Below are 16,825 nucleotides of genomic sequence, written 5' to 3' on the forward strand. Positions count from 1 at the left end.
CAACCATGCGACTACTATTGCTATCCAGCAGCTTCAACAGCCTGACCCAGCAGGCGTACGTGCTCTTCAAGGATCGCCATCAGGTGGGTGTTGCCGCGGCGACGACCGCGGGAGCGATGCGCGAAGTGGTCGCGCAGTTCAGGCCCGATCTGATTCTCTGCCCCATGCTGGCCCATGTCATTCCGCGTGACATCTGGAGCCGAACGCCCTGCCTGATCGTCCACCCGGGCATCGTCGGCGACCGTGGTCCCAGTTCCCTGGACTGGGCCATTTACAACGGGGAAACCGCGTGGGGCGTGACCGTCGTGGAGGCGGTCGAGCACATGGATTCCGGCCCCATCTGGGCCACCTACCGCTGCGCCATGCGCGAGGGCAGCAAGAGCAGCCTGTATCGGGACGAGATCACCCGCTGCGCGGTGAAGGCCATGGAGGTGGCGGTGCAGCGCTTCGAGAGCCGGATGTTCGTGCCGGCGCCCCTGGACTACTCGCGGGCCGAGCCCCTGGGCCATTTCCGGCCTGTGCTGAAGCAGGCCCAGCGCCGCGTCGACTGGGAGTCGGACCGGGTGGCGGACATCCTCCGCAAGGTGCGGACCGGGGACGGCGCACCGGGGGTGCTGGACGAGATCGCCGGCCAAGAGGTCTATCTCTTCGGTGCCCACGAGGAGAGCGCACTGGTGGGCAAGCCGGGGGACATCATCGCCCAGCGCCATGGCGCCATCTGTCGGGCAGCGGTGGACGGGGCCGTGTGGATTTCCCACCTGAGGCCGAAGAACGGTCCGGAGGAGCGGCGGTTCAAGCTGCCTGCGGCCATGGTGCTGGGTCCCGATGTGATGCAGGAGGTGCCGGAGCTGCCGCTCTTCATCGACGCCCTCACCCGGGGCAAGACCTTCCGCGACATCTGGTACGAGGAGAAGAACAGCGTCGGCTACGTGAATTTCCGTTTCTACAACGGCGCCATGGGCACCGACCACTGCCGGCGCCTGGAGCAGGCTGTATTGTTCGCCCGCCGCCGCCCCACCCGGGTCATCGTCCTGCAGGGCGGGCGGGATTTCTGGTCCAACGGCATCCACCTCAACCTGATCGAGGCCGCCGCCGACCCGGCCCAGGAGTCCTGGAACAACATCAATGCCATGGATGACCTCTGCAAGACCATCCTGACCGCATCCGACCAGATCGTGATCGCCGCCATGTACGGCAGCGCCGGGGCCGGCGGGGTGATGATGGCCCTGGCCGCCGACCGGGTGCTCGCCCGTGACGGCATCGTCCTCAACCCGCATTACAAAGGCATGGGGGGGCTCTACGGTTCCGAATACTGGACCTATTCCCTGCCGAAGCGGGTGGGTTTGGCCAAGGCCGTGGAGCTCACCGAGCGCTGCCTGCCGCTCGGCATCCGCGAGGCCAGGGCGATCGGCCTGGTGGATGACATCATCGTGCAGGACGACCTGGGCGGCAGCCATTTCTCCCAGTTCCGCGAGCAGATCGGCCGCATCGCCGAGCAGCTGGCCAGCAGCGGCCATCATCACGCCTGGCTGGAGGGCAAGCGGGCCGAACGGGCCGCCGACGAGCAGCGGAAACCGCTGGCGGCTTACCGGGAAGAGGAACTGGCGGAGATGCGCCGGAATATCTGGGGCGAGGCCCCGGCCTACCACCTGGCCCGCAGCGCTTTCGTCCGGAAAGTGCCCAAGGTCGGCCTGCTGAAATGCGTGACGAACCTGGATGCGGCCAGAGGCAACGCCCATTGCGCCGATGCGCCCGGGCTGGGCCGTAACCGCCGTTCCTTCGCGTCCATCGGCTGGGAAGCCGTTGCCCTCGCCGCGACACCGTGATGGGGTGCGACCACGGCGATCGGGACTGCAGCACTGCGGACGAACGCAAGAGGCCGCGCGTCGATCCGCGCGCGGCGTCGCTCCCGCGATCGGAGTACTGTTGTACTGATGCGCCACCCGCCGGCCGATCCCCTTCGCTTGCGCCTGCTCCTCTCCATCGGCGTGGTCCTCCTGGCCGGGCCTGGGTGCAGCCGCGAGCCGGCGCCGGCGCCCCCAGCGGGGTCGGCGGCCGCGCGTCCGTCGTCGGAGACGCCGTCAGCGGGGCCGGTCGCGCCTCCGCCGCCGGCGGGAGCGCCGGGGAGCACCACCCGGGGCGAGATCGCGGGCGTGCGCTACCTCGAGCACATGACGGGCGGGGCGCGACCCGACGAGCGGGTGCCGATGATCGTCGCGCTGCACCCCATGGGCGGGGACCCCGCGGACTTCCTGCAGCTGCTCCGGCGCTACCGCCGCCGCGCCCGGCTCATCCTCCCGTACGGCCACCCGAGCGGCGGGATGTACATCTGGTACGACTCCGTCAGCGACGACGTCGCCGCCCCCCTGGTCACGCGGGAAGCAGATCGGATCGCCGCCGCGCTCGCCGCCCTGGTAGCCGCCCGCCCCACTGTCGGCGAGCCCCTCGTCACCGGCTTCTCGCAGGGCGGCATCATGACCTTCGCCCTGGCGGTCACCCACCCCGAGGCGCTGGCGGCCGCCTTCCCCATCAGCGGTCTGCTCCCGCCGTCGCTCTACCCGTCGGCGGCACTAAGCTCGGAGCCGCGCCCGGCGACGCTTCCGCCGGTCACGGCCTTCCACGGCGCCTCCGACCTGGCGGTGCCGACCCGAGGCGCGCGCGCCTCGATCGCCGAGCTGCGGCGCGCCGGGTACACCGCGGAGCTGCGCGAGTACGTCGGGGTCGAGCACGACACCTCCGACGAGGAAGTGGGCGAGATCCTGGAGCGGATCGGGCGGGCCGCCGACGGCCTCGCGGACGCGGCGCCGGCGCCTTGAAGCGGGCGCGCTCGTCGACTTCTGCGGGCCTCCCGGGGCCGCCGGTGACGCTCGAGATGACGATCCTTGGCCGCCACGCGGTGCGCTATCGCAGCCTGCGCTCGTTCCCCGCTTGCCTGTTCCTCACCTTCGAGGGCGGCTTCGATCTCGACGAGACCGCCGTGGGCACCCGCGTGGTGCATACCGAGCGCTTCGGCTTCTTCGCGCCGTGGCGCTGGGTGATGGATCCGTTCCTGCGTGAATGGCTGGCGAGGGACGTGCGCGACGAGATGGAGCGGCTGAAGACGCTGATCGAGGCAGAGCACCTCGCGCGCCCGGCGCAGCGCGCTTTCCCGATGAACAATGCGAAACCGGCTCCCTGACAGCAGCTTTCTGTACGATCCCGACCTCCAAGCCCCAACCGAGGGCCGCCGTACTGGAAGAGCACTGTCCTGCGCCGCAAGGCGCTCGGGGACGCCCCATAGCCGCCAGAACATCCCGGGCCAGACCAACTCCCGGAGGGCGATGTATGCCCGCGGCACGCCGATGCGCCCCTTGGCGCGCTCTGCGCCGCGCGGGGCTCGCTCTTTCGACCCATGAACGACGCGTCGCGACGCGCGCGGTCCCGCCACTTCGGTTCGCCGCGCCACACTTCTTCGCGCAGTGATCCGGCTTCTTTTACCTACGCGCTCACCAGCGCCCGACGTGCCACCCCTTCACCTGCGCGGCCGCCCCGAGCTCGCGCTCGAGGTCCTCGCCGGCGGCGTGGACGGGCTCGACCAGGTGGACGGCGACGGCCCCGAGCTCGCCGACGCTGAGCACCAGTGTCCCGTCATCAGCGCCCGACGTGCCCCCCTTCACCTGCGCGGCCGCCCCGAGCTCGCGCTCGAAGTCCTCGCCGGCGGCGTGGACGAGCTCGACCAGGTGGACGGCGATCGCTCGCCTGGCGTGGTTCTCCCTGGAGGAGATGATCCCCTAGCCTAGTTCCCGTCCCGAAAGTCGCATCTCCGCGTGGCCTCGGCGTGGGGGAGACGAGCATCCGTACAGTAGGAACGGCAGGGCGGAACGTTTCCCGGCGCCGGAGCGCGCCGCAGACGCACCACGGCCGGGGAGCAGGCGCACGAGTCCTGACGGCCCGCGCTCGCGGGGCCCAAGATCGGCCAGCGATCGTGAACGCGCGCGCTACCCGGCGGAGGCGCGTGCGACGATCAGCAGGTTGGCAGCGAGAACCGAGCCCAACACATACGCTTTGAAGGATGTGAACGTGCGCCAGTCGCAGCGGTCGAGACCGAACGATCTCTTAAGGAATGAGATGGTGGCCTCGACCCCAGCTCTAAAATTGCGCAGTGCTCGGTAGAGCCGCGGGCTCTTGGTCATCTCGTCGACGGCTATTCCTTTGCCCTTGCTGAACGCGACGTCGCGGACGCCGAGACCCTTGACCTGTTCAAGATTTGCTCTCGAGGTGAAGCCGCCATCGAACGCCGCCTGGTGCGGAGGCTTGCCACAGATCTCGATGTGCCGCTCAACCATCCCCACCGCCATCGAGGAGTCCGTGGGGTTGCCCAGCGGCACAACGACGTCGAACACGACGCCTGATTTGCCGGCGGAAAAGAACACTTTGTGACCGTACATGGTCTCGCGGTTGTCCTTGACAATCACGTCGACATGCGGCTCGAAGATCGACACGATCTTCTGCTGCGCTGGAACGACCTCGCCCTCCAGCACACGACGGCGGGTCTGCTCGATCACGTGACGGGCGGCCGCGAGATGGTACTGCATCTGCCTGTTCAGACGGTCAATCTCGTCGCGTTGCGGTGTCTGTACGCGTACCTGCCGCAACGCCTCCACTGCGCGGAGCGCCGCCCTCGTTACTTTCTCTGTGAGCCTGATCAGGTCTCGATACAGCGGCTGACGTTCTTCGGCAGACCTTGCGCGCTTGATCTCCAGAGAGCGCCGCTTGGCTGCTCGGCGGTGGTCCTTCGACTCGACCTTCACCCATCGTCGAGCGCGGCGCAGCAGCCGTGTGAGGACACGAACGCTGTCCTTCAGGAGCGAGGAATCGCTCGGCTCGTGGATCGCGGCACGCACTACCGTGGAGTCGATGCGCGTGCGCTTACCATCATCAACTCCCTCACGAATCGCATACGCCACGATCATCCGATGAATCGCCTCGAGCGTCTGCTCCGAGACCGCCTTGATGTTCCGCTGTAGCGTCGATTTGCTCGGAGCTCGATCGGCCATCCCGAAGCCGCAAAAGGCTCGGTACGTAACCGAATCAGCGAGGTGGAACTCCAGCTCCTCGTAGCTGAGGTCATGCATCTGCTTGAGGAGCAGCACCCGCAGTACCTGCTCGGCGCTCAACCCCTGCCGTCCCCTGTCGCCGTCGATCCCTGCCCCGGTCAAATCCTTGAGCACGACGTCTGCTGCGGCAGGCACTTGCTCCAGGACTGCCGAGATTGTCTGGAGCTCCCTGGCGTGAGGATGCTCGATCGAAGGCGGAACAAGCGGTCGTTGCTGAAAAAAGGCTTTGCGCATCGGAGTGCCGTCCTCCCTGACGGTGCTGGGGGACCACACGGCGGACAGGATCCCTCCGATGGACAAATTCCGCTTGGGGCGCGAGTTTTCTCACCAAATCGATGCGACCTGGACCCGGCCGGCGATGCTGGCGCCTTCAGCGGCCGAGCGCGTCGGCATCCCGCGGTCAGTGAGGGCAGCGGTCCGCTCGCCGCCGATCGAGCTGCGGGTGCGCCCCCAGCGCCACGTGGAACCTACAAAGCAAGCTGTTTTCGCTTTTCGGGACGGGAACTAGCCTAGGAGCGCCTCGCGGCGTGCCCGTGCCGCCGACGCCGGCCGCTCCCCCCTCGGCGGCGACATGGCCGAGCTCGACCACGGCCCCAACAGGTTGGAGCCCGGCGCCGCTTGCCTGCCTTGACGAGAAAAGTGGGCTTGCCAGGGTCTGGGCCGACGTACGCCTCAGCGCATCACTCCACGCCCTGCGTAGCGCGCTCTTCAAGTAGCTGGACGCGCTGGTGATCTGTGTCGTCGTCCACCGCGACCCAAGGAGCCAGCGGATCGTACGCCGTGACACCCCAAACCGGCAGCGGTGCTCCTTGGCCAATTTCTGAAAGACCAGTTCGCTGGATTTCGTCGCCGGCGTCCGACAATCTGTAGCGGGCCTCTTTCATGAAGTTTTCAGGCTGATAGGGTTCGCTCTCCAGGGCGGCCTTGTCCCCATGGTGCCCGGCCCACTGGCGCAGCCGCATGGCAAGGAAGACGTCGCCGGTGTGGGTCAACCACTTACGCAACTCGTCTCCAGCCGATGAACGTCGAACAAACACGTTCACGGGCGTCGACCACTGTTTGTCGAGACACGAGAACAGCAGCTCATCGAACCGAGATAGAGCCAGCGCGCGTCCGTCCATCCGAGGGAAAAATCCCGTCTGATAGGTGCTCAGCTCCACGAGTTCCTTACTTCCTCGACCGGCGCGCCCCCCCTCGGCCGATGAAACAGGAGATCGACCAGACACCTTTCGCCAACAGCGCGCCAACTCCCGGACGCGCGTCAGAGAGAGAGCGCGCGCGTCGTCCTGACTTCGGCGCGCGTCGGCCGGCGTCACGCGGATGCTCCCACACCCAAACCCGGCCTCCGTCGCGTCGCCCAGGACGACGATCTCTATATCCGGTTGCTCGGGCCGTTGGTGGAGTCTCCACGCGCAGAGACCCCACAGCGCCACCGCGTCGCTCCACAACCGCGACGTCCAAGCGACTACCCGCTTGCGCGACTGGACCGCTCCGAGCATCTCACGAAACGATGCACGAAATCGCGTTCCTTCCCGCCCACGAAATCCCCAGAAATCATAGCGCCGCTGACAGTGGACCTCGGGATCCGAGGCGCACGGTCCTACCAGCAAGTTGTCGGGCACGAACGCTACGGGGACGCGAAGCCCGCGCCGGACCGCTCTCCCAATTTCCGCAGATGTAGCAATGTGGATCATCTTCGGAACCTCAGAATTTGCAGTTGCGACATTCACCCGATGGAGAATCTCCAGCGTTACACCGTTCCCAGCAGCGCTGACACACCGTCTTGCCGGCGCTCTTCTTTAGGCACGACGTCGGGCCGTTATCGACGCAATCCTGGTACTTGTCATCACAATCCTTGTTTTCCGTGCTCTGGCAACTTTCCCGACAGCTACGATAATTCGCGTAGGCGCTATCACCGCATGCATTTCGCTGCGCTTCGCTCTCAGATTTGCCGCATGCAATAGAAGCCGCCTCGTAGTCCGCCTCGCACTTCTCGTTACATGGGCTCTGGGTCGCGATATTGCACTCTGGAGGAGGTGGATCCATGCCCTGCGGCTCCAGCACAGGCCCGAAGCCTCCCGACCCTGTCGGGCCGAACCCGTAGCCGCCGACCCCTGTCGTGGTGATGATGATGCCGCCGGCGCCGCTTTCGCCCTCACTCCGGAGGTAGCAATCCCCGACATCGAAGTTGCATCCCGCTAGACCGATACATAGAACAGCCAACACCTTGTTCATTTCGACTCTCCCCCGAATCTCCAGATAGGCCCAGCAGTTACCATCACAACCACGCTGCCAGGAAGAACACGACTGCTCCCGCCAGCCCAGTCCACGTTGAGGCTCGTGGACACCCCCAGACGCCCAGCGAAGTACCAGTCGGACTGTGCGCGCCCGCCCGGAGCAAGCCCCATCACGCGGTCACAGATCACGGCACCGCATACCGGCATCGAGTAGAGCGACAGGGATGGACCAAGGCTGACGTTGCCCGTCTTCGTGACGTATCCAACGGTAACCGCCGTTCGATCGTAGACCCCTACGCGTGCCCCCGGAATGATGCTGAGCATGTTGTGAACTTCGACCCGGAAGTCCCTCTCTTTTCGCCAGAACCAGCCGGCGAAGGGGCTCACGGCCAGCTTGGGTTCGGTCCCGACCTGGATCCCGCCCACGCTCACACCACCGCTGAATTCGAGTGCCTGCGCCAACGCCGGAACAAGGACGAGCGCACATACGCAGAGCAGGCAGACATTGCCGTGTGAGCGCATCGACATGGTGGAGGTCCCCTGGCCGAGCCCCGACAGGCGCCGTGTGGGGGCGCGAACATTTTTTCTGGGTGCGGTTCGGGCGTCAAAGAAAAGTGGAGAACTTCGGGCTAGTCGACGGAAGGCCGTTCGACCGTCCCGGGCGCGCTTGGTGCGCACGCGGCTACGCGGCTGGAGTGTTCGTCAACCAAATGGTCGACGAACACCGGGCCCGGAGAGCTGCACGATTATTGTTGACATTGTTCCTAGCCAGATGCAGCCGGCACGCCGATGCGCCCCTTTGCACGCTCTGCGCCGCGCGGGGCCCACTCTTTCGACCCATGAACGACGCGTCGCGACCCTCGCGGTCCCGCCACTTCGGTTCGCCGCGCCACACCTCTTCACGCAGCGCTCCAGCTTCTTTTACCTGTGCGCCCTTACCCCGACGCGCCTCCCCAGACGGCTTTCCACCCGGGAGGCAGCGCATAGCAGACATCTTCGGCGAGCCTTCGCCGAGGACGTGGACTGACGCGCCTCGCCGATCAAACAGCGCGCCGGGCCTGGTCTGGCGTGGTTCCAGTCCATGCTCGGAAGGCGCGGTAGAACGAGTTCGGCTCCGAGAAGCCGAGCAGGAAGGAGATCTCTGCGACAGGCAGCGAAGTATTCTCCAGGTAGTGGCGCGCGAGCGCTTCGCGCGTCTCCTTCAAGATCTGCTGGAAGCTCGTCCCCTCGTCTTCGATCCGCCGTTGCAGCGTCCGTTTGCTGAGCCCGAGGCGCCGCGCGATCGTCTCCATCGTAACGAGGCCGCTCGGGAGCCCTTCGAGCAGCGCGGCGCTCACGCGCTGCGAGGTGGGCGCCGACGACTCGAGGTCGGCGAGGCGCTGGCGCAACGTCGGTTCGAACGTGCGCCACCGGCTGTCGTCCGAGGTCAGAAAATGCCGGAGCGCATCAGCAGCCGTGAACGACACGCGGTTCCTGGTGCCCCTCCTCATGCGCGCGCCGAGGAACTGCTCGTAGGCCGCGATCGGCGACGGCAGCACCGTGGTCGTCACCTCGATCGGCCGCACGGGTTCGCGGGTCGCCATGCGCGCGATCGCGACCGAGAACAGGAGCTCGGTCACGACCAACGAGAGCGGCGGCGTGAGCGGCGCGTCGAGCCAGGTCAGCTCGAAGGACACCACGTCGCGCTCCTCGGTGACATCGATGCGCATGGGCCCGATGAGGCGCTTGTATTGCGCGACACGCCGCGCGGCGCAGAGGAGGTTCGGGCTGCACAGCGCGGCGAACAGAGGCGGCGAGAACGACTCGCTGCGGATCGCCCCGCACAAGCGGAGAGGGAGGAGCGCGTCGCCCAGCTCGGCCTCGATGCCGTCCCAGAGCCGGTAGTAGTCCTCGGACGCGAGTCGCACGGAAGGCTGCTGGAGGAGATCCTCCGCGAGGCCAGCACGGCGCAGCACGTTCGCCGGCGAGACGCCGAGATCCTTCAGCAAGGCGCGCCAGGTCGTGTCGAGGGCGTAGGACTGCGCGCGCATGACGACCATCGCTCGGAGTGTGCCACGCGATCCGATCGCGCCACAATGGCCTGGCGCTACCCCTCCAGCCCGAACTGGGTCCGCATACCGCCAAGGAAGGTGGCGTCGTCCATCGAGCGGCGGCTCCCGAGCAGTTCTACGACGTCAACGCCGACCTCGTACCGGAGCTGATTCGAGTCGTCGGTGGTCGCGGCGTACACGCTCTCGGCGACTCGCTCTGGCGGCGCACCCTGTTCCATCATGGGGCCTATCACGGCGAGGACCTTCTGCACGAGCGGCTGGTACTCGCTGAGCTGCGGGTCGTTGCTGAAGTCGAGCGAGCGGCTCATGAAATCCGTCTTGATCGCGCCCGGCTCGACGATCTTCACGCGAACCCCGAGCGGCGCGAGCTCGAAGTGGAGCGACTCGGAGAGCCCCTCGACCGCGAACTTCGTCCCGTGATACAGCGTGCCAAGCGGGAGCGTGACGCGGCCGCCCCCAGAGGAGATGTTGACGATGACGCCGCTTCGGTTCGCGCGAAAGTGCGGCAAGAGCGCCTTCGTCGTCGCGAGGACGCCGAGGACGTTCACGTCGAACTGGCGACGTACCTTGTCGAGCGAGGTCGCCTCGAGCGGTCCGTACGCGCCGTAGCCCGCGTTGTTCATGAGCGCGTCGATGCGCCCGAACCTGGAGATGCCCGCGTCGACGGCGGCGTGGATGGAGGCAAGGTCCTGCACGTCGAGACGGGTGACGAGCACCCGGTCGAGCCGAATCAGCTCCTCCTCGCGCTCGGGGTTGCGCATCGTCGCGACGACGTTCCACCCCTTTGCGCTAAAATGCTTGGCCGTGGCGCGGCCGAGACCGCTCGAACTTCCGGTAATGAGAATCGTCTTGGTCATGTGGTGAATCTCCTGCGACCCAACGTAGGCGTCGCCGACCGTGTCCACACTCGCAACGGGTGCCAATCGACTATCCGTTCGCGCCACCGACCCACCGAGCCGCTCCGACACCCAACGGCAGACGGCGATGGCGTCGCGGTGAACCTCATCGTTGCCGCAGTAGCTCTTCGCCGCTTGGTCGATGGCTCGGCGGCTTCACGAACGAGAAGCTCGGAGGCCCACTCGGCTTCGCGTGTCCACACGAAACCGACAGAGAGGGGCGCAGCTCGACGACGTGGCCGGGGGGGAAGTCTGCCCTGAGGCGCGTACGCCGGCCGCCACGACGCGCCGCGAACCGCGACGGCGGCCGTCTGGACGAGCTCAGTAGGGTACAGCTATACGGTAGGATGCCTTCCGCTTGGTGCTATGTCGCGGTGATCCCAGGCGTTTCAGGCGTGGAAGACCTGCCTCATCGCATAAGGCCCGTCCTGCCAATGAATTCATACAGTCGGACTGCACGAGCCAGGAACAGTCATGTGAACGTTGACTTTGTGGAACGCGTTTGCGCGTCCTATCCGTTTGCGTCACCGCAACATCGACGCGCGAGCGCCAAGGTGGCCGCTGCGGTTTGGAGGAGCAAAGATGAACCTTTCTAACATTTGGGTGATGGGCCTCGCAGTGAGCGTCTCGTTGGCTTTCGGAGCAGCCTGTTCCGGAACCGGCGATGACGGCGGAGGCGGAACGAGCAGCGGCGGCACGGTCATTCCTCCAGGTTCGGGCGGCGTCACAGCCGGCGGAGGAGAGGGCACCGGCGGAGGAGCGGGTACCGGCGGAGGTGAGGTCGGCGGCAATGGCGCAGGCGGAAGCGGCAGTGCAACCAACGCGGGCGGCAGTGCCGCGGAGGGTGGGGCTACCTCGGGTTCTGGCGGTGAGGCGGGTGAAGGCGCCGGCGGGGCCGCGCCCATCGATTGCGATTCCGACGGGGCAGTGATGACCTACCCTACCCTTCCCGGCGCCTCCGAGAGCCCGCTCTACACGGTGACGGCCAACGGGGCGGCGCAGTTCGTCGAAAAGATGACCAAGTTCGGCCAAGAGATGCAGGTGCACTACGCCCACTTCGGCGTGGCAAGCGGCTGCAAGGCGACCGTCGCCGTTACGGTGAACGGCGGCTTCAACTCCTACACCTTGAGCCCGAAGAGCCGAATGCTGTCGGCAACCAAGAACGGTGACACGCTCACTTTCGACAGCGGGCCCAACTACTTGATTCTGCAGATCGCCTCCAAGGAATTACTGTTCGTCCTCATTGACGACCAAGAGGTCGATCCGCCGAAATTGGGCGATGCCGACGTGAAGAACCTCGCAGACTACGACGTGGACAACACGGGCGCTGCGCTCGTCACCTCCAAGGTGCAGTCCGCCATCGACGCCGCCTCCGGATCGGCGCAGAACATCCTGTACGTGCCTCCCGGGCGCTACAAGACCGGGGAATTGTGGCTGAAGAGCAACATGACCCTGTATCTGGCGGCCGGCGCCATCCTGGACGGTTCGACCAGCACGGGCGACTACAATGGCACGGGCGCACCGGCCGTCGAAAACACTTCCCACGGCGTGGTTCACATGAACAAGGTGAGCAACACGAAGATCCTCGGTCGGGGAGTGATCGACGGCAACGGTTCGAAGATCCGTGGCACCAACAACGATACACCCTCTTTCAAGATCAACACCCTCCGGATCGACGACAGCACGGACGTGCTGGTCGACGGCATCGTCGTGCGCGATCCGGTCTTCTGGAACACGCTGATCTTCGACAGCGACAAGGTGACCATCCAGAACTTCAAGGTGATCAATCGCCGCCCCACCACGACAGCTTACAACCAAACCGACGGAGTGGACTTCGACTGCTCCACGAACGGCAGGCTCTACAATGCCTTCATCTACAGCGGTGACGACAGCATGTCGCCGAAGCGCGAGCAAGAAGGCAAGCTGGACACCAAGGCCATCACCTATGAGAAGGTGGTTGCCTACAGCAACTCAGCGGCGACGAAGATCGGAACCAAGACCTACGGTCAGGTGATCGAGGATATCACCTTCAAAGACATCGATGTCGTCAAGGCCGGCCGGGCCCTCGGGATCAATGCGGACGACACCGCTGTCATCCAGAACATCACCTGGCAGGACGTCAGGGTTGAAACGGTCGATGGCAGGATCATCGACTTCGAAGAAGATGCAACGGCGACCTGGCGCAACGCTCCCAACCGGGCCACGGTCAAGGAAGTGTTCATCAACAATGTTGCCTCTGCCGTGAACAAAGAGATCTACATTCACGGCAAGTCGAGCACCGTGAACTTCAATGGGATTCACTTCGACAATTTCACCATCCAGGGCAACAAGGTCACGAGCCGAAACGGCTGGAACGTGAACCAGTACGTGTCCAACATCACGTTCAAGTGAAAGAACGCCGAAAGCCAGCTCCTCCGGAGCTGGCTTTTCCAGGCACTCGTGATTGGCCTTGGGAGACAAGGTGCGCTCCCTCCCGGCGCGACGACGCCCTCCGCCGCGACGCCGACGACAGCGCGCCGCGCGCTCGCGCTGTCGTACTGCGCGCATCCATCCATCGTCATCCGCAGGGGTCCCTCGATAGGGCGCGCGGGGTGGCGAGCGCGCCGCTTCGGACGGCATCCCGCGGCGGGAGGTGCTACCCCCTCGCGCACCGTGAGCCACCGCGTTCCGCAAGAGCAGCCCCCCGCTCCGCCCGCCCCCGGCGGCCGGACCTCGTCCCCGCCCGCGTCGGGGGGCCCGGTCCGCTTTCCCGAGGAGCTGCCCATCTCGGCGCGGGTGCGCGACATCGCCCGGGCCATCGAGGCGCACCAGGTCGTGATCGTCGCGGGCGAGACCGGCTCGGGCAAGACCACGCAGCTCCCCAAGATCTGCCTGGCCATGGGCCGCGGCCTCTCCGCCCGGATCGGCGTCACGCAGCCGCGCCGCATCGCCGCCACAAGCGTCGCGGCCCGCGTCGCCAAGGAGCTCGGCGTCGAGCTCGGCAAGGAGGTCGGCTACAAGATCCGCTTCTCGGACAGGACGAGCCCGGCCACCTACGTCAAGTACATGACCGACGGCATCGTCCTCGCCGAGATCCAGGGCGATCCGCGGCTCTCGGGCTACGACACGCTCATCATCGACGAGGCCCACGAGCGCAGCCTCAACATCGATTTCCTGCTCGGCTACCTCAAGCGCCTGCTGCCGAAGCGCCCGGATCTCCGCGTCATCGTCAGCTCCGCGACGCTCGAGACCGACCGGTTCGCGGCCTATTTCGGCGGCGCTCCGGTCATCGAGGTCTCCGGCCGCACGTACCCCGTGGAGGTCATCCACCGCCGCCCGGAGAGCGGAGAGGCCGAGGTCGCCGACGCCGTCGCCGCCACGGTCGAGGAGATCACCTCGATCGATCCGCGCGGGGACATCCTCGTCTTCCTGCCTGGAGAGCGGGAGATCCACGACACCATGGCCGAGCTCACGCGCCACGGCCTGCCACACACAACGCTGCTGCCGCTCTACGGGCGGCTCCCTCAGGGCGACCAGCAGCGCGTGTTCCAGTCCCTGCCGGGGCGGCGGATCGTGCTCGCGACCAACGTCGCGGAGACGTCGCTCACCATCCCGGGCATCGTGTACGTCATCGACTCCGGGCTCGCCCGCGTCAACCGCTACAGCCCGCGCACGGGCGTCACCCAGCTCCAGATCGAGCCCATCTCGCGCGCGAGCGCCGATCAGCGCAAGGGGCGCGCGGGCCGCGTGCAGAGCGGCGTGTGCTTCCGGCTCTACGACGAGCAGGACGACCGGTCGCGGCCCGCGTACACCGATCCGGAGATCCTGCGCGTCGGCCTCTCGGGCGTCATCCTCCAGATGAAGGCGCTCGGGCTCGGCGCCATCGAGGATTTCCCCTTCCTCGACGCGCCGTCGAAGCGCGCCGTGGACGAGGGCTACCGGGTCCTCGAGGAGCTCGGCGCGCTCGACGACGCGGGTGAGCTCACGGACACCGGCAGGAAGCTCGCGCGGCTGCCGCTCGACCCGCGGCTCGGCCGGATGGTCCTGGGCGGCGAGGCCGAGGGGGCGCTCGCCGAGGTGCTGATCATCGCCGCAGCGCTCGGCGTGCAGGATCCGCGGGAGCGGCCGCTCGCCGCCCAGAAGCAGGCCGACGACGCGCACCGGAAGTTCAAGGACGAGGCCTCCGATTTCGTGGGGCTCCTGAAGCTGTGGAGCTTCTACCAGGACGCGCAGGGCCGGCTGACCCAGAACCAGCTCAGGAAGGCCTGCCGCGACCATTTCGTCTCGTACCTCCGCATGCGCGAGTGGGCCGACGTGCACCGGCAGATCAGCCGGATCACGAAGGAGATGGGGTTCTCGCCGAGCGACGCGCCCGCGAAGGGCGACGCCATCCACCGCGCGCTCCTGCCTGGCCTGCTCAGCCGGATCGGCATGTGGAACCAGGAGAACAAGGTGTACCTGGGCGCCCGGCAGACGCGCTTCCAGCTCCACCCCTCGTCGGGCCTCGCGAAGAAGCCGCCCGCGTGGATCATGGCCGCCGAGCTGGTCGAGACGTCGCAGCTCTTCGCCCGGATGGCGGCGGCCCTCGATCCCGCGTGGATCGAGGCCGCGGCCGGGCCGCTCTGCAAGCGCAGCCACAGCGACCCGCACTGGGCCGCGAAGCCGGCGGCCGTGATGGCCCGGGAGCAGGTGACGCTGTACGGGCTGCCGATCGCGCGGGATCGACGGGTCGACTTCGGGGCGATCGACCCGAAGTCCGCGCGCCAGATCTTCCTCCTCCACGCGCTGGTCCGGCAGGAGTACGCGACGCGCGCGCCGTTCATGGACGCGAACCGGCGGCTCTTCGAGGAGGTCAGCCGGCTTCGCGACAAGGCGAGGAGGAGCGAGATGCTGGCCGACGAGCACGCGCTCGAGCTCTTCTTCGATCGGCGCGTCCCCGAGGGCGTCTATAACGGCAAGACGTTCGAGGCGTGGCGGAAAGAGGCCGAGGCGGAGGACCCGCGGGCGCTCCACCTGTCGCTCGCCGACGTCCTGCTCGACGAGGCGGCGGAGCTCACGCCCGAGCGCTTCCCCGATTCGCTCGACCTCTACGGCGCCGCCGTGCCGCTCTCCTACCGCTTCGATCCGGGCGAGGACGACGACGGCATCTCCCTCTCGCTGCCGCTCGTGCTCCTGCCGCAGGCCGATCCCGACGAGCTCGAGTGGATGATCCCCGGTTGGCACGCCGAGAAGATCGCGCAGCTGCTCGAGTCGCTGCCGAAGTCGCTGCGCAAGGCGCTCGTCCCGCTCGCCCCCCTCCGCGAGGTCGCCCGGGAGATCGCGGCGGAGCTACGGCCGTTCCAGGGCCCGCTGCGGGCCGTCCTTGCGCGCGCGATCGAGGACCGCACCGCCGAGCGCGTGCCCGCCGACGCGTTCCGGCCCCAGGATCTGCCGCCGTACCTGCGCTTCTATTTCCGCGTGCTCGACGAGGACGGCCGGGTGATCGGCGAGGGGCGCGAGCTCCGGGAGCTCAAGGAGCGGCTGTCGGGCCGGGCGCGCGAGGCCTGGGCGAGGGTCGGCAAGGCGGGCCTGGAGCGGGACGGGCTCACGTCGTTCAGCGTCGAGGCGCTGCCCGAGCGCGTCCAGGTCGACGCCGGGCGCCACAAGGTGTTCGGCTACCCGGCGCTGGTCGACGGCGAGACGTCCGTGTCGGTGCGCGTGCTCGCCTCGAGGGCCGCGGCGGCCGAGGCGACGCGCGCCGGGCTGCGGCGGCTCCTCTTGCTGCAGCTCGGGGGCAAGATGAGCCAGCTCGAGCAGCCGCTGCGGAGCGCCGTGGCCGTGAGCGGCCTCGGCGCCAAGGTGGCCCCGGGCGAGCCAGGCCTCGCCCGGCAGATCGCGCTGCGCGCGCTCGACGAGGCGTTCCAGCTCGGCGATCCCGGCGCCTTTCCGAGGACGAAGGCCGCGTTCCAGGCGCGCCTGGACAAGGGCCGCGCGTCGCTGCAGGGCGTGCTCGGGAAGCTCGCGGGGCTGGCGCGGGAGATCGGCGTCGAGCTCGACCGCGTGCAGGCGATGCTCCGGTCGATGACGGGGAAGCCTGGCGCGTCGAGGCCGGCGCTCGACGACGTGCGCACGCAGGTCGACTTCCTGCTGCCGGTCGGGCTCTTCTCGCGCGCCCCGGTCGACCGGCTCGCGCACCTGCCCCGGTACCTGCGCGCCGCGCAGATCCGGCTCGAGCGGCTGCCCAACGGGCCGCAGAAGGACCAGAGCAAGGCCGCGCAGGTGCTGCCGTTCTGGCAGGACTACCTCAAGCACCAGCAGGGGCTGCGCGACAAGGGGGTGCCCGCGGAAGAGCTGGAGTCGTTCCGCTGGCTGATCGAGGAGCTCAGGGTGTCGCTCTTCGCGCCCGAGCTGAAGGCGGCGGTCCCGGTCTCGCCGCAGCGGCTCACGGAGCAGTGGAAGCGGCTGCTCGGATAGCGGCGCAGGGACGCGCTCGACCCCAGCCCCGGACAGGGCCCAAGGACCGCGCCGCGCGCCGCGCACCGTCCGACGCACGGCCGCCACCGGCCTCCTCGATCGGGTATTTCCTT

11 protein-coding genes are annotated in these 16,825 nt (G+C 67.4%); 6 read left to right on the forward strand and 5 right to left on the reverse strand.

The annotated features are described in order from the left end of the window. Window positions 1–5 precede the first annotated feature (5 nt). The 4 genes from WMF12_RS32985 to WMF12_RS33000 all read left to right on the forward strand — a co-directional run bounded on the left by WMF12_RS32985 (window position 6) and on the right by WMF12_RS33000 (window position 3,779). On the forward strand, window positions 6–1,826 hold the full coding sequence (locus tag WMF12_RS32985) for a hydrogenase maturation protein (protein WP_437851796.1): 1,821 nt from the start codon (window positions 6–8) through the stop codon (window positions 1,824–1,826). A gap of 327 nt (window positions 1,827–2,153) precedes the next feature. Continuing rightward, a complete protein-coding gene (locus WMF12_RS32990) occupies window positions 2,154–2,816 on the forward strand; it encodes an alpha/beta hydrolase (protein WP_437851799.1) in 663 nt (220 codons plus the stop codon). A gap of 44 nt (window positions 2,817–2,860) precedes the next feature. Next, window positions 2,861–3,178, forward strand: coding sequence for an SRPBCC family protein (locus tag WMF12_RS32995; protein WP_437851801.1), 318 nt, complete (start codon window positions 2,861–2,863; stop codon window positions 3,176–3,178). A 322-nt stretch (window positions 3,179–3,500) separates the two neighbouring features. Further along, window positions 3,501–3,779, forward strand: coding sequence for a hypothetical protein (locus WMF12_RS33000; RefSeq protein WP_437851803.1), 279 nt, complete (start codon window positions 3,501–3,503; stop codon window positions 3,777–3,779). 198 nt (window positions 3,780–3,977) lie between these two features. Here the strand turns inward: WMF12_RS33000 and WMF12_RS33005 are convergent, their stop codons facing one another. The 5 genes from WMF12_RS33005 to WMF12_RS33025 form a co-directional block, all read right to left on the reverse strand. Then, window positions 3,978–5,330: an ISNCY family transposase gene (locus WMF12_RS33005; RefSeq protein ID WP_437851805.1), complete on the reverse strand. Its 1,353-nt coding sequence runs from the start codon at window positions 5,328–5,330 to the stop codon at window positions 3,978–3,980. A 446-nt stretch (window positions 5,331–5,776) separates the two neighbouring features. Beyond that, complete coding sequence (locus WMF12_RS33010) at window positions 5,777–6,256, reverse strand: hypothetical protein (protein WP_437851807.1); 480 nt, start codon at window positions 6,254–6,256, stop codon at window positions 5,777–5,779. Between the two features lie 1,071 nt (window positions 6,257–7,327). Then, window positions 7,328–7,861: a hypothetical protein gene (locus WMF12_RS33015; protein ID WP_437851809.1), complete on the reverse strand. Its 534-nt coding sequence runs from the start codon at window positions 7,859–7,861 to the stop codon at window positions 7,328–7,330. Between the two features lie 512 nt (window positions 7,862–8,373). Then, window positions 8,374–9,363, reverse strand: a complete 990-nt coding sequence (locus WMF12_RS33020) for an AraC family transcriptional regulator ligand-binding domain-containing protein (protein WP_437873914.1) — start codon at window positions 9,361–9,363, stop codon at window positions 8,374–8,376. 56 nt (window positions 9,364–9,419) lie between these two features. Beyond that, complete coding sequence (locus tag WMF12_RS33025; RefSeq protein ID WP_437851811.1) at window positions 9,420–10,241, reverse strand: SDR family oxidoreductase; 822 nt, start codon at window positions 10,239–10,241, stop codon at window positions 9,420–9,422. Window positions 10,242–10,862: 621 nt separating this feature from the next. Here WMF12_RS33025 and WMF12_RS33030 point away from each other — a divergent pair. Both WMF12_RS33030 and hrpA read left to right on the forward strand, forming a co-directional pair. Further along, the gene (locus WMF12_RS33030; RefSeq protein ID WP_437851813.1) at window positions 10,863–12,671 is read left to right on the forward strand and encodes a glycoside hydrolase family 28 protein; all 1,809 of its coding nucleotides are present in this window, start codon (window positions 10,863–10,865) and stop codon (window positions 12,669–12,671) included. Window positions 12,672–12,932: 261 nt separating this feature from the next. Further along, entirely contained in the window at window positions 12,933–16,712 is a 3,780-nt protein-coding gene (hrpA, locus tag WMF12_RS33035; RefSeq protein WP_437851815.1) for an ATP-dependent RNA helicase HrpA, read from the forward strand. Window positions 16,713–16,825: the final 113 nt, after the last annotated feature.

It is taken from the genome of Sorangium sp. So ce363 (genome assembly GCF_051520435.1).
Lineage (GTDB): Bacteria > Myxococcota_A > Polyangia > Polyangiales > Polyangiaceae > Sorangium > Sorangium cellulosum_B.

Coding starts and splice junctions, on each gene's coding strand:
- WMF12_RS33020 (WP_437873914.1), bottom strand. CDS start 9,363: ATGCGCGCGCAGTCCTACGCCCTCGACACGACCTGGCGCGCCTTGCTG.
- WMF12_RS33005 (WP_437851805.1), bottom strand. CDS start 5,330: ATGCGCAAAGCCTTTTTTCAGCAACGACCGCTTGTTCCGCCTTCGATC.
- WMF12_RS33015 (WP_437851809.1), bottom strand. CDS start 7,861: ATGTCGATGCGCTCACACGGCAATGTCTGCCTGCTCTGCGTATGTGCG.
- WMF12_RS33030 (WP_437851813.1), top strand. CDS start 10,863: ATGAACCTTTCTAACATTTGGGTGATGGGCCTCGCAGTGAGCGTCTCG.
- WMF12_RS33025 (WP_437851811.1), bottom strand. CDS start 10,241: ATGACCAAGACGATTCTCATTACCGGAAGTTCGAGCGGTCTCGGCCGC.
- WMF12_RS32985 (WP_437851796.1), top strand. CDS start 6: ATGCGACTACTATTGCTATCCAGCAGCTTCAACAGCCTGACCCAGCAG.